The 19,536-nt window shown below is 33.6% G+C and carries 21 protein-coding genes and 1 pseudogene; 4 read left to right on the top strand and 18 right to left on the bottom strand.

Features of this window, described 5'->3' with window-relative positions; all coding sequences use genetic code 11:
* Window positions 1-102 precede the first annotated feature (102 nt).
* The 6 genes from MHB55_RS21515 to MHB55_RS21490 all read right to left on the bottom strand — a co-directional run bounded on the left by MHB55_RS21515 (window position 103) and on the right by MHB55_RS21490 (window position 3,415).
* Complete coding sequence (locus MHB55_RS21515; RefSeq protein ID WP_340845288.1) at window positions 103-237, bottom strand: hypothetical protein; 135 nt, start codon at window positions 235-237, stop codon at window positions 103-105.
* A gap of 62 nt (window positions 238-299) precedes the next feature.
* A complete protein-coding gene (locus MHB55_RS21510; protein ID WP_340845289.1) occupies window positions 300-1,286 on the bottom strand; it encodes a helix-turn-helix domain-containing protein in 987 nt (328 codons plus the stop codon).
* A 146-nt stretch (window positions 1,287-1,432) separates the two neighbouring features.
* Window positions 1,433-2,113: a response regulator transcription factor gene (locus MHB55_RS21505; RefSeq protein WP_340845290.1), complete on the bottom strand. Its 681-nt coding sequence runs from the start codon at window positions 2,111-2,113 to the stop codon at window positions 1,433-1,435.
* A gap of 23 nt (window positions 2,114-2,136) precedes the next feature.
* Entirely contained in the window at window positions 2,137-2,580 is a 444-nt protein-coding gene (locus MHB55_RS21500) for a hypothetical protein (protein ID WP_340845291.1), read from the bottom strand.
* On the bottom strand, window positions 2,573-3,073 hold the full coding sequence (locus tag MHB55_RS21495) for a hypothetical protein (protein WP_340845292.1): 501 nt from the start codon (window positions 3,071-3,073) through the stop codon (window positions 2,573-2,575). The genes MHB55_RS21500 and MHB55_RS21495 overlap by 8 nt, the downstream gene beginning before the upstream one ends.
* Before the next feature lie 33 nt (window positions 3,074-3,106).
* The gene (locus tag MHB55_RS21490; protein WP_340845293.1) at window positions 3,107-3,415 is read right to left on the bottom strand and encodes a hypothetical protein; all 309 of its coding nucleotides are present in this window, start codon (window positions 3,413-3,415) and stop codon (window positions 3,107-3,109) included.
* A gap of 362 nt (window positions 3,416-3,777) precedes the next feature.
* Here MHB55_RS21490 and MHB55_RS21485 point away from each other — a divergent pair, with 362 nt between their 5' ends.
* From MHB55_RS21485 to MHB55_RS21475, 3 genes are all read left to right on the top strand, one after another.
* A complete protein-coding gene (locus MHB55_RS21485) occupies window positions 3,778-4,935 on the top strand; it encodes a tyrosine-type recombinase/integrase (protein WP_340845294.1) in 1,158 nt (385 codons plus the stop codon).
* Window positions 4,936-5,203: 268 nt separating this feature from the next.
* Window positions 5,204-5,956, top strand: a complete 753-nt coding sequence (locus tag MHB55_RS21480) for a hypothetical protein (protein WP_340845295.1) — start codon at window positions 5,204-5,206, stop codon at window positions 5,954-5,956.
* A gap of 70 nt (window positions 5,957-6,026) precedes the next feature.
* Window positions 6,027-6,899 carry a hypothetical protein gene (locus MHB55_RS21475; RefSeq protein ID WP_340845296.1) on the top strand — a complete coding sequence of 291 codons (873 nt, stop codon included), beginning with the start codon at window positions 6,027-6,029 and terminating at the stop codon, window positions 6,897-6,899.
* 526 nt (window positions 6,900-7,425) lie between these two features.
* Here MHB55_RS21475 and MHB55_RS21470 read toward each other — a convergent pair.
* Entirely contained in the window at window positions 7,426-7,653 is a 228-nt protein-coding gene (locus MHB55_RS21470; protein WP_340845297.1) for a hypothetical protein, read from the bottom strand.
* A gap of 148 nt (window positions 7,654-7,801) precedes the next feature.
* On the opposite strand from MHB55_RS21470, the gene MHB55_RS21465 reads away from it, so the two are divergent.
* The gene (locus tag MHB55_RS21465; RefSeq protein ID WP_298466915.1) at window positions 7,802-7,927 is read left to right on the top strand and encodes a hypothetical protein; all 126 of its coding nucleotides are present in this window, start codon (window positions 7,802-7,804) and stop codon (window positions 7,925-7,927) included.
* 26 nt (window positions 7,928-7,953) lie between these two features.
* Here the strand turns inward: MHB55_RS21465 and MHB55_RS21460 are convergent, their stop codons facing one another.
* From MHB55_RS21460 to MHB55_RS21410, 11 genes and pseudogenes are all read right to left on the bottom strand, one after another.
* The gene (locus MHB55_RS21460) at window positions 7,954-8,115 is read right to left on the bottom strand and encodes a hypothetical protein (protein ID WP_340845298.1); all 162 of its coding nucleotides are present in this window, start codon (window positions 8,113-8,115) and stop codon (window positions 7,954-7,956) included.
* Window positions 8,108-9,226 carry a hypothetical protein gene (locus MHB55_RS21455; protein WP_340845299.1) on the bottom strand — a complete coding sequence of 373 codons (1,119 nt, stop codon included), beginning with the start codon at window positions 9,224-9,226 and terminating at the stop codon, window positions 8,108-8,110. Before MHB55_RS21455 ends, MHB55_RS21460 begins: the two co-directional genes overlap by 8 nt.
* 109 nt (window positions 9,227-9,335) lie before the next feature.
* On the bottom strand, window positions 9,336-9,956 hold the full coding sequence (locus MHB55_RS21450; protein WP_340845300.1) for a DUF1281 family ferredoxin-like fold protein: 621 nt from the start codon (window positions 9,954-9,956) through the stop codon (window positions 9,336-9,338).
* Window positions 9,957-10,032: 76 nt separating this feature from the next.
* Complete coding sequence (locus MHB55_RS21445; RefSeq protein WP_340845301.1) at window positions 10,033-10,254, bottom strand: hypothetical protein; 222 nt, start codon at window positions 10,252-10,254, stop codon at window positions 10,033-10,035.
* A gap of 81 nt (window positions 10,255-10,335) precedes the next feature.
* A complete protein-coding gene (locus MHB55_RS21440) occupies window positions 10,336-10,701 on the bottom strand; it encodes a DUF4258 domain-containing protein (protein WP_340845302.1) in 366 nt (121 codons plus the stop codon).
* A 243-nt stretch (window positions 10,702-10,944) separates the two neighbouring features.
* On the bottom strand, window positions 10,945-11,994 hold the full coding sequence (locus MHB55_RS21435; protein ID WP_340845303.1) for a GGDEF domain-containing protein: 1,050 nt from the start codon (window positions 11,992-11,994) through the stop codon (window positions 10,945-10,947).
* Window positions 11,995-12,078: 84 nt separating this feature from the next.
* On the bottom strand, window positions 12,079-15,264 hold the full coding sequence (locus MHB55_RS21430; RefSeq protein WP_340845304.1) for a DUF5704 domain-containing protein: 3,186 nt from the start codon (window positions 15,262-15,264) through the stop codon (window positions 12,079-12,081).
* Window positions 15,264-16,202 carry a hypothetical protein gene (locus tag MHB55_RS21425; protein WP_340845305.1) on the bottom strand — a complete coding sequence of 313 codons (939 nt, stop codon included), beginning with the start codon at window positions 16,200-16,202 and terminating at the stop codon, window positions 15,264-15,266. Before MHB55_RS21425 ends, MHB55_RS21430 begins: the two co-directional genes overlap by 1 nt.
* A gap of 649 nt (window positions 16,203-16,851) precedes the next feature.
* Window positions 16,852-17,346: a hypothetical protein gene (locus MHB55_RS21420; RefSeq protein ID WP_340845306.1), complete on the bottom strand. Its 495-nt coding sequence runs from the start codon at window positions 17,344-17,346 to the stop codon at window positions 16,852-16,854.
* Window positions 17,347-17,794: 448 nt separating this feature from the next.
* The gene (locus tag MHB55_RS21415) at window positions 17,795-18,076 is read right to left on the bottom strand and encodes a DNA-entry nuclease (protein ID WP_340845307.1); all 282 of its coding nucleotides are present in this window, start codon (window positions 18,074-18,076) and stop codon (window positions 17,795-17,797) included.
* 283 nt (window positions 18,077-18,359) lie between these two features.
* Window positions 18,360-19,536, bottom strand: a pseudogene (locus MHB55_RS21410) (hypothetical protein); the annotation flags it as partial.

Genomic DNA, 19,536 nt, shown 5'->3' with positions numbered 1-19,536 from the left:
CTCTTGAAATAAAGTTACAAGTTCTGAAGGATAAACATTTACAGGATTATTATTCGATAAAAGAAGATAAAACAAATTATTTTCAGCATTATCTAGTTCTATCTAAAGACTTTTTTGAGCCAAATGTTGCTCTAAATTCCACATAAATAGCTTACAGTCCCCTTCATCCATTACATCAAAATTATAAGACATATATTGCCCTAAAATAATTTCTTTTTCTTTGCTGTCTAAATACATATATACCTCCCGTAACTGTTGATTTTATTAATTTCTGTACATAAAACCATATATCCAATTACTTAAAATCCTTCTCTATTTAATTTTTCCTTTATAGATTCTTCTATTACTTCACGTAAATCCCGACCATATGTTACAGCATATTTTAAGAGATCGTCATATGTATTTTTTGAAAGATCTATAGTTGTTCGTTTCATATCTCCATCTACATAATAAAATCCATCTTTATATTCAAGGTTTCCTACACTTAAATGATATCCAAGATACAATTCAATAGGAACATAAGGAACTGGATTAACAGCTTTCCATTTCCCGCTCTTTAATGAAAGATAGAGCTGGTCTTCCCTTAGATTAATTGTGCAATTTTCAATACCCCATGTTTTATAAACTGCATCAATGCATTCATATAGATTTTTATAATCCTTTGGAATAACAAAATGCGCTTTTCCTATATTTCTTTCTGTCTTTTGATGAATAGAATACAATGGTCTCAGTTTGTACCGATATGCTGCTTCCTCAAAGTCTATCCACTCTCCAGTAGTTAAATAAAAACCCCAACTTTTCGAGTCCTTTCTAGTAACCCTAAGTAGACTTCTATTTTCACTTTCAAATGCCTGAAAGAGAGCGATATCCTTTGCGTGCCAATAAAAATCAGAACGCAAACCTTTTTTAAATTCTTGGCCATCTATTAATTCTTTTAGTTGTATTTGAGTTTGCTCAGGCAAGAAATATTGTTTTCTAGTTTCACCTCTAGGAACAAGTTCTACCTCTAAATTGTGCATATGAATAAGCTTATATATCTTACCTGGCGTAATATTTAATTGCTTTGCAAAGGAAGGCACTGATATGCCTGTTATCGTATCGAGTTTTTGTTCCTTCATAAACTGATCCACTGATAACTTGTCATATCTAGCTTCAGGCAATATTTTAAAAGGATTAGGAAGAGCTTTGATTTTTCCTTGTTGAGCGTATAGATAAACCGTTGATTCTGCTATATGGAGTAACTTTGCAACTTCTTTCTTTGAATATCCTGTATCCCTTTCTTTCATATGGCACCACTCCCCCTCCAGTTTATTCATAAGTGTTATTTCATAAGTGTTATTTCATAACAGATGGAGCAGAGAACTTACCCCTGCTCCAACTATAATATATGAAATCTATTACATAGTCCCACTTCATCTATCAACATTAGAAATTATTTTAAATACACCCAACCATTTTTTAGCGCAAGAAGGACAGCATTGGTACGATCTTTCACCTGCATCTTTATTAATATTCTAGATACATGGTTCTTCACTGTTTTTTCGGATATATTCATAGACTCGGAAATTTCTCTATTGCTTTGACCTTCTGCTAACAACTGGAGAACATCACATTCTTTCCTTGTTAAGAGATGAAAAGGAATTTTTACCTCTAACTGAATAAATGAATCGGAATCGGAACCAAATGAATGAAGGAATTTATTGAACTCGTCTATAAATTTCTCATATAGGTTTGGGGAAATATATGGTTTGCCGTTACTAACCATCGTAATAGCTTCATTAAAATGGAATGTGTTACTATCGCTTTTAATAAAGCCAATTACCCCTATTTTAAGCATCCATTTTAGTAAAGATATATCTGGATTATCCACCGCCAGTAAAATATGTGTATTTTTCTTTAATTCTATTACCGAACTTATAACTTTGTATAGTAATCTTTTATCCTTAATTATTTCTAGAATAAGTAGATCAGGGCTACTATTTTGCACCAATTGTACTGTTTCTTCTAATAATTCACCTTCACCAATAACTTTTAACGTTGCATCGTTCTCAATGATAGCTTTAATCCCCTCTATAGCTATTGGATTATGATTTATTATTACAACACTTTTCATCTGAAATACCTCCATCATTTTAGTTAACTAGCTTGAAATTTATCTAATTCGTTGCAGACTATGTAAGTTAATTGCTTAGGTTTGTTGCTAGTAAGAATACTCTCATATAAAAAAGAGTGAATATCATCAGGCAGTTCCACATGTAAAGCCATTCTGTCTCTAAGGACGAATTCTTTTTTTACTATCGAGACACACAACAATAAGTTTTGGAATCCGCTAAGTTCTTTATTTGTATAAAAAAGTATCTCCGGATGATTATTTAACAAATGTAAGGTCCAATCCCGGATTTCTTGTATCTCAAATATTTCTCTATTATCGTTATCGTATCCATCAAAAATTATATGTGTAGAAGCGAAGTAATCCAGTGGCTGTCTTTCTAGAATGTTTTTCAAAGCACTTTGAATTTGAGAAATATCTTTTGTTAGAATCTCTTTTTTACTAATATTAAATATAATGAAGTTATTCATTTACTCCACTCTCCTCTGTTTCAGACATAGATACTACTTTTAAAAATGTATTAAACTGCATTTTTGCCTGTATACCCTTAAAAAATTGTACTGTTAGTACAGTTAATAGGAGTATATCTGCTTGTATACTGGCTTGTTTGAGCCATACATACCACAACACTATATTCATTAAAGCCATAGCAATTATATAGATAACTTTGAATTGACTTTCCATCCCCCTGCTTTCATTTAAAAAGACTCCTATATCTCTATCCTTAATAGCTTGTTTCATTAAAAATGAGGATAGTATACGCAACAAGCTCTTATGAAATAAAAAATTAGTTGCAATAAAGATAAGAAGATATAAAACAAAACGGAATGAGCTATTAACTTCTTCACGTAAGATGCCAGCCGCTAAGAATAAAGTAAATGCACTTAAAAACGCAGGAATCAGTTGTATATAGTATCCAGGCATCTCCTTTTCTAACCGTTCCAGTGATTGCTCTATTTTCATGATAACCCCTCCATTGTTATGAGTTTCTACTATTTAAATAGTAATCTCTTCATGATATAAAATAGCTTCTCTATTCCCAAATTGAATTTCGTATTGTAATCGTGGAGAAAAGATGACTTTCTTCACTACCCCTCTTTTCCCTTCAAACTCCTTTAGGTAATGATAGGACAAGGAATCTTCTTCCTCTGTACAGGTAATTTGAATGCTTATACGATCTTCTACCTCATATGGAACTAATTCTCCTACCAGACCCTGAATTTCTTCACTTAAAGCCCCTCTCTGTTCCTGTTGATTTATTTCTTCTAAACTATCAAACAACGTAAGCTGCTCCATTTCTTCCATTGAATATTTCTCCTAACGTTATGTATGAATTCGTTGTAAAAATCTAGCACTTTGCTGTAAGTTAGAAAATCAATTTTTTCACTACCGGCTAAATAACAAAAGTAGAAATTTCCACTTACAAACTTCTACCTGTTATAGAAACAAAGTGGAAATCTCTACCTTTGTAAATTTAATCTATTAAGGGAAAAATTGGTCTTACTTAATTATATATTATACTTAATATAATGCAATTATACTTTAAAATATAATACCTTTATTTAATTAATAACTTATAATTAGCGTCAACAAATGTACGATTTGTTATACTATAGTCGTATGAGTATAAAATAAGCATTATATAAAATTTTATTTATAATAGGAGCGTGCTTTTTAGAGATATGGTTATTACAAATTATTCTGAATCTTATTTATTGAATATCCCTTCAGACGATCTTGCCTTACCCCAAAAATTGTCGTCTCTACAAAAAATGAAAGATGCAGCTGAAAAAAATGGAGAATCACCTTTTTGCTCTTTTTCTGACACAGACATGTTGATGTGGTATTTATACGACTCTAAAAATTTGGACGTATCTAAAGATAGAATGACTAGGACTACCATAGAATACCGTAGGGAGCTCGAACAGTTTTTACATAACCTTCTTACCTATCATGAAGAAATGGATATTCACTTTGAACAAATTATTAAAGGTTCTTTATTTAAATCATTGTTTCCACAGGACATGAGAAAATATCAATCCTGGTTAGCTACCAAAAGCCCTTATGTTATCAAACATGGAAACTACTCTCCCGCCACTCTTTCAAGAAAAACAACTATCTTGAAATCCTTTTTTTCCTTTCTGTATAAAGAGAATTACATTGAACAACGTTTGGCAGATGGGTTTAAGATCTCTTCCGTTCAGAAGGATGATCGTCCCAATCGTGACTTAGGACCAAAAGATGTACTGGCCCTGCTCCATGCTTTTAAGGAGCAGCAACATATTGTTATGTTTACTATTGTTCATGTCTTAACTACTACTGGGATTAGAAATGAAGAATTCTGTAAGTTACGTGTGAAGGATCTATGTAGGGATTCTATACTTGGGGGATACTATTTGAAAATAGATGGAAAAGGAAATAAGAAAAGAAATGTTCCCGTCATTGAAAAAGTGGTGGAAACGATTCGCATGTTCAGAAAAGCCAGAGGACTAGTGCCTATTGAAGTAGCTGATAAAGATAGCCCCCTCTTTACTACTAATAGAGGTAAAGCATTTTCTGTTACTTACTTATCTCGTTACGTGAAAGAAGAAATAAAAGCTCTTCCTGAAGGGATATTATCTGAAGAAGTCACAATCACCCCTCATGTATTTAGACATGCTTTTGCGATAATCTCTAATATGCACGGAATCAATCTTAATGATATTAGTCGTTCTTTAGGGCATGAGGACCAAAAAACCACCATGATCTACTTAGAGAAAATCTTCGAAAAAGAACGTCATGCGATTCATAGATGGAAGCCAGAAATATTTGGAGAGTTTATTTAATGGGCTATGTGATGGGTGTTTAATTAGGAAGGTTAGAAAGAACCTCTAGAAGTTTCCTCAAGTTATAATTATGTAGCTAATTATTCTATTGCTTCGATTGTCCAAAGAGAAGAACTAACTACTGTTCATGTAAACAAAATGTAACCTTGCTTATGGATATTGTGAGTAAGGTTTTTTTGAACCCAAATTTTATTGGTATCGCCAGGAAAGTCCCTGTTTTTAAAAAAGTGTATAATTTAACTAAATGAAGAAGAAAGAGGGAGAGAAAGTGGCAATTGAAAACGAACAATACGAAGAGAGAGTTATTGTCTTTATTGATATATTAGGATTTAGAGAACATATAAATCTTAGTGTAAAAGAACCCGATTATTTTATAAAGTTGAGAGATGTTCTAAACTATATTTCTTCCTACCAAAAGAAGAATTATGGGGATGGATTTAGAGCTCAAAAGGACATTGGTAAAGAAGTAACAGTTTTTTCAGATTCTGTTGTAATTTCTTATCCAGTTGAACTTCCTGGATCCGTTTATTATTTATTAATGGATATTATTTATTTGCAATTAGACATGCTGCAAGCTGGAATCTTATTTAGAGGTGGAGTTACTGTTGGAAAGCTGTGCCATGACGATAACATTGTTTATGGGCCAGCGATGAACGAAGCATATGAATTGGAAAGTAAAGTGGCGGTATACCCAAGGGTAATTGTCAGTGAAAAAGTAATCAAAAAAGGGATTGAAAATCCTTTAAACCCTCCAAAACAAGAGTTGGAATATATTGCTAGTTTATTGAAGCAAGATTTTGATGAACAGTATTACATTGATTTTATGAGCCAATGGCAAGAGGTTGATGATGTACTTTATTTTGATGCACTATCTAAGATTAAAATAGTAATTGAAAAAGCTATCGAAGATACTAAGTCGGTGCCGAATGTAAAAGCAAAATATCAGTGGCTGAAAAGATACTATAATTCCGTACTCGACACGCTAGATGAAAAGTATACGAAAAATAGATATATAGATTGAATAGAAGCTAGTATGTCTGAAGATGGTGTATTTTCTTTAGTTAAATTCAGTAAAAAAGGGAGAGCTATCAATGAGTTTGCAAGAAATGGAACAAAAGTCACAAAAATTAATATATGAAATTCGACAAATTAATGATATTAATGAAGAATTGATAATGCAAATTGAAGAAATACTTCCTCAATACTCAAAATATTACAAAGATTATTCGATTGATAACCCAGGTCAATTCATATCAAATAATCAAGCTACTTTATTCATGGCGTATACAAAAGTCTTTACGGTCCCTGTACTTATAACCAATGGCAAAAAAGCTTTTGCAAATGCTAGTGGATTGCTACTAAATTTAGATAGGAAATTTTTAGTTACAAATTTTCATGTCTATGAAAAATGGAAAAAGTTAAATGACGAGTCAACAACTTATTTTCAAATTGGAAGCGTTTCTATACCAGTTGAAGATTCAATAATAGATATAAATAGAACCCTAGATTTAATTACTATTTCTGTTCCAGAATTTCTTCTAGAAATGCTTTCTATCAGTTCCTATAAGAAATTTTATACTCCAGAAAATTGGTCAATTGAAACGGAAAAAGGAACTATGGTTGTTGCATCTGGATACCCTGGAAAAATTAGAGATGATCATATGGGTTTTAGTGCCTTACATCACGGCTCTATTATAGATGAAATAACTGATATAACAGAATCTAAATATATAATGCCTTTTAATAGAGATGAATGGAAACAGGTTTTAGGCATAAAAGACATTAAAGACCTAACAAGCTTAGGTGGTTTTAGTGGTGGCCCTGTATTTTCATTTGATCATGGAGTTGTGAATTTAGTTGGAATTATTTTTGAAGATGGAGGAGATTTTTTTGATGGAATAAGGATTATTCGAAAGAGTATGATTAATACTGATGGGACAATTAATAATCAGTGGGGATATTGATCTAAAAAGATAACTTACTCGTGACCTAAATAACTCATTCGTGACGTAGACAACTTAGTAGTGATCTAAACAACGCACTCGTGATGTAAAAATCGGAGCTTTTACTAGGTCATCTCTTACTGAATAGTTATACTTTTTATTGCTAGGAACTATTTCAAACCAGATTTACGTCACGAGTAGTTATCTCATTAAAGAAACTGAATAAAAATTTACGTCGCGAATGAGTTGTATTAAAAAAATCAAAGGCAACTTAGGAATCAGTGTTTATAGTCTTTTTACGTCACGACTAAGTTGTCTAAGAACAATTGATTAAAGGTGTGTTTATTGTACGATTATAAATCTTCTTCGCAAGTCGTACCAAATGTACTGTCGCTTTATAAGGTTGAAAAAGTTTAGTTAAACTAACAGGTTCTTTAGTAAAAAGGAAACAAATTAAAATGAGCTTGAAGAAAATATCCGAGCTCATTTTTAAAATAATCTTTGGTTTTAGTTGAGATTTTTGATTGATTAAATGAAGCCCTAGAAGTTAAATGTTAATACTATCAAAATAGACATAAGATAAATCTTCTTTAACTATATGATGTTCATTCAAATACTTGTCAATTAAAAGCATAGTTGAGATTGATACATACGTATCACATTCACAAATACTTGCTGGCACACCATGTACGGTTACTTGTTTACCCTCATTTGTTTTATAGTTTTTGCTTATAAATTTTATTTTTCTCTCATTATTACAGTTAGAACATTTCAAGTGAATTGTCCTCCTTAAACGATAATATTTTAGCTCTACAGATTTATAACCTAGAATACCTCTTTTCATATTCTGGTTCAAAAATTACTTGCTAATGATTAAAATTTTCCTCATAGATTCATACTTCTATAAAAAGGAGTATGAATCTATGAAGAAGCAAGAACCTCCTACTATAAAGGATATAGTGGTCAAGAACAGAAAGAAAAGAGAAACCGAGCGTAAGAAATCCAAAGAAAGAACTGCAGCATTTCGTAAAAAGTTAAAAGAATATTAAATGAAAAAAGGAGCCAGGGGCTCCTTTTATGCTTTCACTAAACTATTGACTTTCTCTCTATATCTAGCAGTTCTGCTATGCCGAGCTTTTATCTTCTTTTCTCTTTCAAGACGTTTTACTTCAATATAACTCTCCAGAGAATTGTCTTTTGATGTTTTCACAATATCAACTTGTCTTGGCTTATTCATCTTTAGACACCTCCTTATAAGAGCTAGTTTTAGATCCTTCACTGAGTATCTTGCAATGTGATTCAAGTAATACTAGTAAATTAGCTGTTTTAAGAATACTTCCTTCTTCTACTTTCAGTATACTATCTTGAAGAAGTGCTTGCAATGTAGAATCATCATCGAGCTCCGGATAATATGTAATTATCCAGTAAATCTCTAAATCAGGTAAATAGATTTTATAACTGTAAGACTCATTATCTTCATAGAAGACACTCTCTTGTAAATAACATTTAACAAACGGTTCATTCATAGTGTCTGTATCGGTTACATGAAAAGCCTCTTTAAAATCTCTTCTAGGATACTCTTTTGTGATCAAAGTAAACTTATTATCCTTTACTTGGTAAGCACAAAAATTAGAGTTCATAATGTACAGGTGATGTGGTTTTAAACTACCATCTGCTATGAATTGAATATTTTCATTCAGTTTTATTAAGATGTCATTTAAGAATATCAAGTTCTCCTCATACTTAAAGATTAATGCATCTTGCTGCTCCAGTTCATCTTCTAATGCGGATACTTCCACTTCACTGAGTTTCATAATTTCTTGTATCGCTCTCTCGTTACTGTTTCTTAACATAAAATCTTTAATAGATTCTATCGTGAAGTTAATTCCGAGAAAAGGTTCAACAATCGCGTACTCATTAGGTCTGAACAATCGATAAGCATCAATATGGAATAGGTCTTTGTTCTTCCAATTGGGCATCTGTAAAAAAGTATAGATTATAGTTACTAAATACCACAAAGTAAAAACGGCCAAACTTATTTGCCACCAACTAAAGCTTCTAAGAATATTCCCCCAGCTATCAATCCAGTCTGTTGCGAATGGTACTACTCCACTTAGGACAGCTATTGCACCTGTAATCCCCTGAGTCTTAGATACCTTCATTCCTTTATGGCCAAATGTAATTAAAGAAACGATTTGTTTGAAAGGATAAAACACAAATAAAGGCAGCCACATTTTTTCAAACCCATTTTTGTTTTTTACCTTTTTATAATTCGCATTGGTTTCCTCTAACATTGGATCCAGTCGTTGTTTTAATTTAACTAAATTTTCATCGATAGTATTATTCACTAGACCCTCTCCTATATGTAATTTGAGGAAAGTTTTTCCACTTTCCTCAAATCATATCATAAATTTTTATTGCTACCTACTTAGTAATGAACATATTCTCATTATCAAACTACATAGCTAAATAGGAGTCTCTCAAGTCATAGTCGTCTAATATATAACTATTAAAAGCTATTTCCAATGCCTTTTCTTCTGAAAATCCTCTTTTAATCAAATCATTGACAACTTTTTCAATATACTTGTCCACTAAGTATAGATTCTTCATCTTCTGCAAGGAAAATCCCAACCCAGCTTCTTCTATAAAGTAATGTAAGGAATCTCCTAGAACAAATTGTTCATACTCTACCAGATTATTATAACTTTCATCAGAGTAATAACCCCTTTCTGATTTTAGCAATCCTGCAAATTCATGACCAGGTTCGTAAAAGCTAAGAATAAGAGTTAATGTTGGATACATATCTGCAACTTTTTTAAACCAAACATGCGGTTCTCTCCAAGGAGTAGTAAATTCAATGATTATCTTCTCATGACCACTGATACTAATAATCACATCGGCTACATCTCCTACTACTCCCCACTCTTCTTCCTTTTTAACCTGTTCACTTACCGGAACAAGACCATTTAATGAAAATGATAGTGCTATTCCTGATTCATCTAAGGTTTCACAAGCCTTTAAAAAATCTTCTGTATACTCTCCACTTACTAGTAGTTTATTATTACATCTGTTTGCCATTGTTTTTTCCTCCTTATAATGAACCAAGGAATCTAGTCCGTACCATTAATGTACGAGAGCTAGATTCCTTGATTGTTTATTCCGCTTGAAGCAATTGATTCATTGTCAGCGTATTATATCGTTCTTCGATCTCTGAAAACCTTACACGATGAATGTTTAAGCTCTTATCACTACTCTGAATGTACATTTCAATCATAAGAGCAGCCCGAACACTCATTGTTTCCTTTCCTGCCTGAACGGTACTAGGAATGTCATGAATAACGATTTTCCTATTAAAACTAATAATAGTCCTGTTCATTAATTGTTATCTCCTTAAAACATAGATTTTTAACTACTATTCTTTATTAGATTAGTAGTCTCCGCTATCCTTAAAAAAGTTTTACATTGCTCTGCTGTAATATTTACTTTCAGTTAACTCATAAACCGTGGTTAACAATTCAACAGAAATACTTTGGAGTTTATTAGATATTGCAACTCCAACGTTAATATAACGTCCTCTAGTATCTTTTCCTACTACATTTCTAATCATTTGAGGGTTACGATAGCCTGGGTACATCCCTGTGTCAAATCCCTCTATAATTTTTCCGGTTAGCAATACAAGTGCCAGGTCTGATACCGAAATATCTCTTTCTTGCATTTGATTTAAGATGTGGTTACTTAACACATCTCCTTCATTCACACATTCGCGAATTACTTTCATTTCTTCATCCCAATGAACTTCCATATGTCTTGAATTTTTTCGCATGAGACTCTCCTCCTTCCTAATAGATTTTATTTTTGACAACAAAAAAACGCCTATTAGAAGGAAATCGGCACAAAAGTGTGCATCATTCACCCTAATAGGCGTTTAATAATTAAAAACATAACCCTCCCGCGTGGGTTGGTCTACAAAAGTCAAAAATAATTACATTCATTATAACAATATTTTAATTACTTGTCGTGTGTTTTAAGAGATTAATTACTAAACATATCTAGGTGAGGTAATTAATCATTCTCCTTCAAAAACTACTTTATTTTTACCGCTATTTTTGGCCATATACATGCGTTTATCCGCAAGTTTTATAAGTGCTTTGCTATCTTTAGTACCTGTAGCCACACCTATACTCACAGTAACGCCAGCTTGCTTCTCAACTTGTGCTCTAAACTTCTCTGCCAGATGAACTGGATCTCCATTTGTTACAATACCCAGTAATTCTTCTCCTCCAAAACGTATACCAAGACCGTTATTCTTTAGGACATTTTGAAGGAGTGTTGCTACATCTTTAAGAACTATATCACCAACGTCATGTCCCTTAATATCGTTTAATTGTTTGAAATTATCTATGTCAATAAAGATAATAGATAACTCTTGCTTTTTTATCAGCTGCTCCGCTTTTCTGTAAAGAAATCCTTTATTAAATAAACCTGTTAACGGATCCGTAATACTATTGATACCCGCACTTCTGATAAGACTAACGATTCTTTCAAAATATCGAATGCATTCATACACCATAAAAAGTAACATAAATAGGCTGAATAGGAATTTACCACTGTTAAACGGAAGCCATTGACCTATAAAGCTAAACAAACCAATTATGATAAAAAATACACTGCGTATTCCCTCTCCTTCTATTGAGCCATTTCTAGTCTTAAACAATAAGAATAAACCGTAACCTATAAACGAAAGGCTAAACAATATTCCGCTAAATAAAGCAGGCAAGAAAAAGGACAACATGGTTATTACAAGTAATAGATAGAAAGGTAATTGAATCAAAAATTCCTTTTGTTTTTCTTCAAATAATTTAATCGTTAATATAACAATTAATACTAATATTCCTGCTAGATGAAAGGGTTTATCCCAAAAAAATATTCGTGATTCATTTAAATATGTATATAAGAAAAGAGATATAAGTGTTGCTATACTAAAACCAAAACTTAAATTTAAATAACTTTTTATGTTTGTTTTACTATATAAATGAATAGAAAAGAGCAATAACAATATTATTAATAAAGGAATATGTAAAATAGGATATAAACTTAGGTCTATGGATAATTTCATTTTCTTTCCCCCTGAAGTTGCAGCATTCTTATTTTTAAAAAAACCTCCAACTACTAGGAGAAGGAGGGTTTTAAAGATTTATAATTAATGGGTAACGCTTGGTGAGAAGTCATCAAGGCTAGATTGATCGCCATGATAGAAGATAACATCCCCATCTATTAACGGGAAATTATAACCATATGCATCTGAAAAGTTATATTTAAACCCTTCACGTTTCCATTGGTTAGATAATTCACCATTAATATATTGCAAGTGTGGTTTCGATAAATCTCCCTTTTGAATAGTCTCAATATCGAAATTTACAATTAAATAGCCATCTCTAAGAAATATAGGATGCGACTTATTTAATCGATGCTGTAAGCCATATCCAGCTATATTTTTACCTTCCTCTACTACATAGATATCTGCAGGTAAGCTATATTCTCCGTACCATGTTTGCTCCGATGAAATTGCATCTGCTTGAGGTACCATTGCATTAACAGGAACATTGCTTGCTAACGGCCCAATAAATGTACGTAACTTCCAGTGAAGTATTTGATCCCCATAAGGACCAGTCGCATTTGCTTTTTTTGAATAATCACGCTCAAAATTTCGGATAAAAGTATGAATAAATTGATTTGTTTTCTCCGTAGTATATCCATAATTATCAGCATGGCGGTAGTAATAATCCGCTGTATTATCTAATTGAGCTTTTGGTACATTTCTTAATGGTTCATTCAACACAACTTTACGATATTCTTTATCTTCAGGAGAACCAACTTTCACAAAGTAATTGGCGTCATTATGATAATACACATCTACCTTACGTCGATTTTGTCCATTCTTTTCTACGAAATAGAATGTTGGTGTGATATGAATACCATCGTTAACCTCTCTCATATCTCCCTTAGTCTTCATATCAAACTTAAACTGATAACCCGTTTTAACCGCTACATTTTTGTATCCATCTGGATGGCTACCATGACGTACAGGTAATCTAAAAGGCTCTGTAAAGTTAAGTCGAGGTTGACCGTCAATGATTTTATCTCCCACTGTATATTTATTGCCAGTATGCTCTATTAAACCTTGTGTTGTTCGGAAAACAGATTCCCAATTATAATCCAGTATATCGGTCAATTGAAAATCATATAAACGTCCCACTACATCCACTTCTATCGTATAGTAAGCTACATGGTTTTCCATAATACCGTTTGGAGTACGATAGCTTAGGTTAAGGTTCGCATGGTGTTCTTCAGGTAATTCAGCAGGTGCATTAATAGCAATGCTTCGGAATTTAACTGTATATTCTCCTTCTGGAACCCATACAGGCATGAAGAATGTTACTTCTTTTTGGTTCAAAGGAACTTTAATCCATGTTTCTTTTGGATAAAAAGCACTCTTATCAACTGTATATACATCAAACGGGAATTTAACTTGTTTACCATCCGTTTTGGTGTACTTGGCATAATCCCTATTTCCGTAACCAGGAGCCATTCCTACATCTAGGTGCTGACCATCCGTTGGTAATGTTACCGTAAATGGTCTGTCTAAAATAAAGGCGTGACGGTCACTGTCGGGATTAGCTGGCGTTGAACGGTCTGGTGGATCTGTTCGTTGGTCATGCTCTTTGTCGTCACTAGCTTTCGCATACATAACAACTGGAGTATGTACCGTAACAGTGTTTATTTTGGTTGGTGAAGTTCCAGTAAATTCCCTAGAACCTCCCCCAGTATTTACTGTATGAATTGTTTCATACCGAGCGGTAATAGAACTTGGTGTTTGCCACTTATTCACTTTAGTAGGCTCTATCTGTAATGAAGATTGCTCTACCTTTACTTGACCTGCGATTGGGATAGGTGATGGTGTTGGAGCATTTAAAGTAGCCATTCCATCAGACATTGAAGTATTTCCGTCCACTACAACTAAATCATTTTTAACATCCGGAGGACGGCTACCTGTTCCAGCTGCTCCTTGAAAATCTGTAGATGGAGCAGAAGGTCTAGACTCTCCACCTTCAATTGTTTCTAATCCTAAATATACGCTTTCACAGTCTTTGGGAAACACATGAGCATCTACACTAGCACTATGATTAGAGTTTGCAGTAACCTGTTGAAAATTTGGTACAATAACCATTTCATTTGGTAAAGCATAATTTCTAAACGTTGCATCCATAAAAGAGTAGATTGCTAGATGTCCAATTTGCCAATAAGAAATACTATAAGAATCGGATACTGATTCTTGTTGTCTTACGTGTTCGTATTGATAAGTATTGGTCGCTTTATCTAGCCAACGCAACATATAGTCTTTTGTCACCGGTACTTGGTATGTCACAGAACCACTCATACCTTGATAGCTATAATCAGCCAAATACTTCTCAGAATATCCTTCTACTCGTAAATACTCAGAGGATGGAATTCCGTATGTAAGTACTTTAAACTGACTACTTTCAACAGACTCCACTATTTTTCCATTAGGATCAGCAAGCATATTACTTGGATTACCATTCATGGAACCACTTCCCCCTACATTAATGTCTCTTGGACAAGAAGTAGTCGGGGGTGGGTCTACAGGAGGAGGACCGGGGTCAATTGGTTCGCAACCTTGCGCGGTAGGATCTTTTGTGCAATCAGGATTTGTACCTCCCCCTGGAGGAGGGTCTGGAGGTTTTGTTCCTCCGGTCGGCTCTATCATGTAGTCATATGCTACACCTGATTTGGTAGCAACGTTATAAATATAAAACGGCCCAGTTTTACCTTCCCAAGTCGGTTCATCTCGATCGTACCACCAATGATTTCTAGGTATATTAACTGCCCACGCATTGTTAGCTCTTCCTGCTTCAAAAGTAGTTGGATGACATTTACCATCCCCTTCTTGAGTCCATGGTGGTTTACCAGTTCCTTGAGGTAATCCTTTTGTTTCTTCTGTACAATCTCGGATGGATAACGGATAAGTTCTCGGACCCATTACATCATAAACTAATTTTTCAGCAATCTTGAAACCACTAGGAGGCGAGTAATTTGCCCCCCCATCTACTATTAATTGCTGTTTAGAAGTCTTTGTATTATGCCATGCTGCCCTTTCAGTATTTACAGTACTGTGTATCCAACGATTTCCTGATAAAGTAGCAGGGAAGTCATTAGGGGCATGTTGACGATGTAAGTTAGATGCTGGTCCCGTAATCGTTTTAGTTGCCGCATATACTATATTTCCAAACAATAAAGAAAAAGAAGATAGGGTTTGAAAGATAATAAGAGTTAATAGAATTAAAGATATTTTCTTCTTAAATTTCATTATTCCTCCCCGTGCATGATTTTAACAAGACGAAGATTTCGTTTAGAAGGAGTTTCATAAAGGATACTTGATGCGTTTCTTTCAACAAACATTCCAGCACCTACTCCATACAAACCATTATTTTCGTTAAGATAACGATACACTCTAAATTCATCCCCAACTTTTAATTCGCGCACTTTATCTAATTTTCCATTATCTAACCTCTTCCAAAGAGTAGAAGATTTTTTTATAGTTACCTTTCCTAACTGTCCCTTCCAAAGCTCGGTTTTACCCCACATCACTTTATTCATTAAAGGAAAAGTTCCACCTTTATTAATACGCTCGTAAGCTTCTAATACTAGATCTTGGTTTGGAAAGAAGTAAGCTTTCACTTGACCAGGCTCCTTCAAAGCATAGGTCATGCCTCCAAACCAGTATTTTCCATTATCTTTACTATAAGATTGGTCTAGATAAATTGCTAGACCCGCATAATAATTGGGGTCATTAAAATCACTAAATTTCATTAATCCGCTTTTTAATCGCCCTGCTTCAACACCCCATTTATCAGGATATCCTTTTGCTATTGCATAGCCCTCTGAATCAGCTGTAAAAGTGAAAGCACGATTAATGTGTTTTGATATATCAAGTTCAGGATACATAGTAAAGCCTACTGCCGGGGCTTTAGTTATCGCCCAGTTTACCCATTCAACATTTCTCTCCACTTTTGGTTGATCTATACGAATGAGTAATGTACCTTTTCTATTACCGACATTTATACTGTGACCACTTCTTCCGTCATTTAGCCATTTTACTTCCAACTGCTCAATAGTATGGTTATCAGGAAGATTTGTTGCAGCTTCAACATGAATTGGTTCTTGTCCAACTCCACTTACAGGTCCACCTAAAATGCTAAGAGCTACTGCTCCTGCTATTGTCCACTTACCTACTGTTTTTATCATTCTCATTTCCTCCTTTAATTAAGGTAGACATTCATTGAGTCTTTTTTCCTTACGTTTATTTTACCAAAGTAAGACTAAACAGACAAAAAACGTCAGAGTAGAAGGACTTATACATTTTCCATTATTTTTCGCATCGCATTCCTCCTAAATACAAAAAAACCCCCTAATCCACCGAATAAACGGTATCATAGGAGGTGCTTCCTCTATGGTTAGTTAAATATGATATTTCTCCTATAAGAATACAAGAATACCAATAACATGTCAATTGAAGGTTTAACAGTTAAAATATTCTTAACCATAATTACCTACCAACTAATGTTGTATCATTTAGTATTTTTCCACGTAAAAAAGCACGCCACAAAAATATTCTTTATGTCTAAAGACATTGAACACTTTTGAAGCGTGCTTAATGTAAAATTCTCCCGCGTGGGTGAATTCATAATGTGAAAGTAAATTATAAATTTAATATATCATATAAAAACTTCTTTGAAAAGAAGATGTTCACTGACAGAGTCAATAGAGAAAAATTAATCTCCCATGAAGGGGAGTGATAGTCTGTGATGCACCGTGGTCGTTGAGTCAGACTAACGGATGGTCTCTATGGCACCACTGATATTCCTGCAGGAGCCAACCAAGTAATCGCTTCGTTTCAAACTAACGCTATTTTTTTTTCTATCTCAGATATTATCTGCTCTTTTAATAAATTCACTCTAAATTCCTTAAAAGAACGCTGTTCAGAAGGATGAATCCACCTACTCATGTAATTAAGAGATCTATTTTCTTTTCCTTCTAACAACAAATTGCTTTTATGGTATTCAGTTAGTAAGATTGAGTAATCTTTATCTTCAAATGAAGTAATTAGATTTTGAAATGATTTTAATGCAAATTCATTATATCTACACCAATGTAAAAATACCGACATATAATCTGCTCTATTTTTATTTACTTTAAGTGGCATGTCATTAGAGTGTCTCATAATGAATTTTTTAAATTGTTCGGTTGTAAGCTCTTCAGTCCATATAATTACTAAAGAAGTTCCTTCCTTTAGATTGAAATGATACAAAGTATGTTTTCCCTTTTTAATCTGATTAACTATAAATTTCTTCATCGAAATATTAGCTGCAACAGGTTCTGTTAAATACAAGTTTGAAAGTACATCATTTAATATTTTCAGCCACTTTGTGTAATCCTCAGTAAATAGAAAACTAGATACATCCTTCTGGTTATTTGGAAAAATCTCTATTGAATATAACAGTTTATTGCCCCCCTGTTTAATAACTTACCCAGTATCATTGACAGTGGGCAAGAGTTGTTTTTAATTCAATTGAAAAGTCTATTAATACATTCGTTTAACAGTTTTAGATACTCTCCTACTTTTTGCTTCTCCTAAAATACCTTACCTCAAATGAATTATAAATTCCTATTCCAATTAGTCCTCCTATTATAGCGGTACTAATTATAGAGAGTAAAAAAACTATTAAAGGAGGATTACGATCATTTAGTATATATAACGCAAACAAGATTCCAATAAGAGAAAAGAAACTTGCAACAATGTAATATCGTTTAATGGATAAGGATACGCCATTATTCATTTATATAACATGGTTGTGATAAAGATTTAAGCCTAATCGCTTATAATATTCAAATTGTTGACTTTCTCTTAAATCATTTACTTTCTTTAGGACTGTTCCATGTGTTCTCCCCAAAACCATGGCTATACTATCCTTTTTATTTATATCCCAAATGGAACATATATAAGCGAGCTCCTCTTCTGAAAATGGTTCTCTATGATTTTCATGGATGTCCGGGTTATATCTCATTCGATAGTTCGATAACGTGTATTCTAAACCATTTGCAATATACGTTTCTGTCACAATTGAACCCCCTTAAATATTTATTTATTTTAATGTGCCCATCTAGATTTCCCTAAAATACAAAAACCCCCCTAATCCACCGAATACACGGTATCATAGGAGGTGCTTCCTCTATGGTTAGTTAAATATGTGATATTTCTCCTGTTAGAATAATAGAATACAAGAAATATGTCAATTGATGATTCAACTGTCTGGAATGACTCATTTTGTATAGATAAAATGTTTCTATTTCTTTCCGTTATAAGAAAAGACAAATAGTGATACAATATCAATCAAAACCATTTTAGTTTTTCAAGAAAGTAAATTTAGTAAGCTCCCGCTTCACTTTGTATCCTCCGCCAACATGTAAATATTCATCATCTGCTCGATAAATTCGATAATTCTCTCCGGCTTTTAAGGTTCTTTCAGCTGTACCATCTGGTTTATACAAAGTCATTGGCTTATTAACTGTCATCCAGCCAAACACATAAGTCACTCCGTCTTGTACCTCAATAAACTCTCCGCCTCCGATAGAATATCGTTTATCATCATAGGAATAAACTTTATATTGTTGTCCCTTTTTAATAGTTCGGATGAAACGACCATTCTTATCATAAACATTTACACTATCTTTCCTTACTTCCCCTTTACCAATATGGACAGTAATTGCCTTAGATGGAGCAGCATAGAGGCCATCCGCTAATTTGTAGTAGCCTTTAAACGTATCATAAACGAGATGTAGAGAACCTTTATCGGCTTTCCCACTACGAACAAAGTTACCATCTTTATCAAGCTTGAATAACCCAATATCTTCGCTTGTTTTCATTGTTGCGACAGGCATACCATGTACATTCGGTAATATTGTATTTGGGATAGTTAAATCTTTATAAACAGATACCTTCACTGTATTAGTTTCTAAATTTGTACCATTGGCTACAAATACCCCTTTTAGTAGATACTCCCCGTCTTTACCGAAGACAAGATCACGGTCTAGTTCAATTACACCTTTATCCATTTTCCCTAGATCAATTTCAAGCACTTTACCGTTTGCTCCAATAATCTGAACACCTGGATTGGCCACAAGGTTAGTTGCCGCCCCTAGTCCTCTAGTTCCTGCTGAATTAGCATGAAGATATAGTTTAGAACCATTCATTAATTCTTTGGCGTGAATCTTAATTTTTACTTTAAGTTCTGATGTTTCTGATACCTCAATTTGAGGAATCTCCATTATAATCGCAGCATATTGATTTTCTACTACCATTACTTTGTCTGATGGTTTAGGTAGAATCACGTTAGGTGGCGCTGGATTAATTACTTCAGGCGGTGTTGGATTAGTCACTGGTGGTTTTACCACAGGTGGTACTGGTTTGACTTGGATAGCATTTAGACGTTTAGTTAAATCTATTTTGTCTTGACCATCTGCTAATTGATTTACCAATGCACGAGCAGCATCTACGTCTGATTGTGTTCTACTTCCTTCA

Origin of the sequence: Psychrobacillus sp. FSL K6-1267 (assembly GCF_038003265.1) — a bacterium.
Taxonomy (GTDB): domain Bacteria; phylum Bacillota; class Bacilli; order Bacillales_A; family Planococcaceae; genus Psychrobacillus; species Psychrobacillus faecigallinarum.
Note: the sequence above shows the minus strand (reverse complement) of the source record. Positions and strands in the feature narration are given on the sequence as shown.

Excerpts from the sequence above, each read along its gene's own strand:
- MHB55_RS21460 (WP_340845298.1), bottom strand. The coding sequence starts at position 8,115 with ATGAATAAGCCAAGACAAGTTGATATTGTGAAAACATCAAAAGACAAT.
- MHB55_RS21465 (WP_298466915.1), top strand. The coding sequence starts at position 7,802 with ATGAAGAAGCAAGAACCTCCTACTATAAAGGATATAGTGGTCAAGAAC.
- MHB55_RS21500 (WP_340845291.1), bottom strand. The coding sequence starts at position 2,580 with ATGAATAACTTCATTATATTTAATATTAGTAAAAAAGAGATTCTAACA.
- MHB55_RS21510 (WP_340845289.1), bottom strand. The coding sequence starts at position 1,286 with ATGAAAGAAAGGGATACAGGATATTCAAAGAAAGAAGTTGCAAAGTTA.
- MHB55_RS21440 (WP_340845302.1), bottom strand. The coding sequence starts at position 10,701 with ATGCGAAAAAATTCAAGACATATGGAAGTTCATTGGGATGAAGAAATG.
- MHB55_RS21430 (WP_340845304.1), bottom strand. The coding sequence starts at position 15,264 with ATGAAATTTAAGAAGAAAATATCTTTAATTCTATTAACTCTTATTATC.
- MHB55_RS21505 (WP_340845290.1), bottom strand. The coding sequence starts at position 2,113 with ATGAAAAGTGTTGTAATAATAAATCATAATCCAATAGCTATAGAGGGG.
- MHB55_RS21425 (WP_340845305.1), bottom strand. The coding sequence starts at position 16,202 with ATGATAAAAACAGTAGGTAAGTGGACAATAGCAGGAGCAGTAGCTCTT.
- MHB55_RS21490 (WP_340845293.1), bottom strand. The coding sequence starts at position 3,415 with ATGGAAGAAATGGAGCAGCTTACGTTGTTTGATAGTTTAGAAGAAATA.
- MHB55_RS21435 (WP_340845303.1), bottom strand. The coding sequence starts at position 11,994 with ATGAAATTATCCATAGACCTAAGTTTATATCCTATTTTACATATTCCT.
- MHB55_RS21495 (WP_340845292.1), bottom strand. The coding sequence starts at position 3,073 with ATGAAAATAGAGCAATCACTGGAACGGTTAGAAAAGGAGATGCCTGGA.
- MHB55_RS21445 (WP_340845301.1), bottom strand. The coding sequence starts at position 10,254 with ATGAACAGGACTATTATTAGTTTTAATAGGAAAATCGTTATTCATGAC.
- MHB55_RS21515 (WP_340845288.1), bottom strand. The coding sequence starts at position 237 with ATGTATTTAGACAGCAAAGAAAAAGAAATTATTTTAGGGCAATATATG.
- MHB55_RS21450 (WP_340845300.1), bottom strand. The coding sequence starts at position 9,956 with ATGGCAAACAGATGTAATAATAAACTACTAGTAAGTGGAGAGTATACA.
- MHB55_RS21475 (WP_340845296.1), top strand. The coding sequence starts at position 6,027 with ATGAGTTTGCAAGAAATGGAACAAAAGTCACAAAAATTAATATATGAA.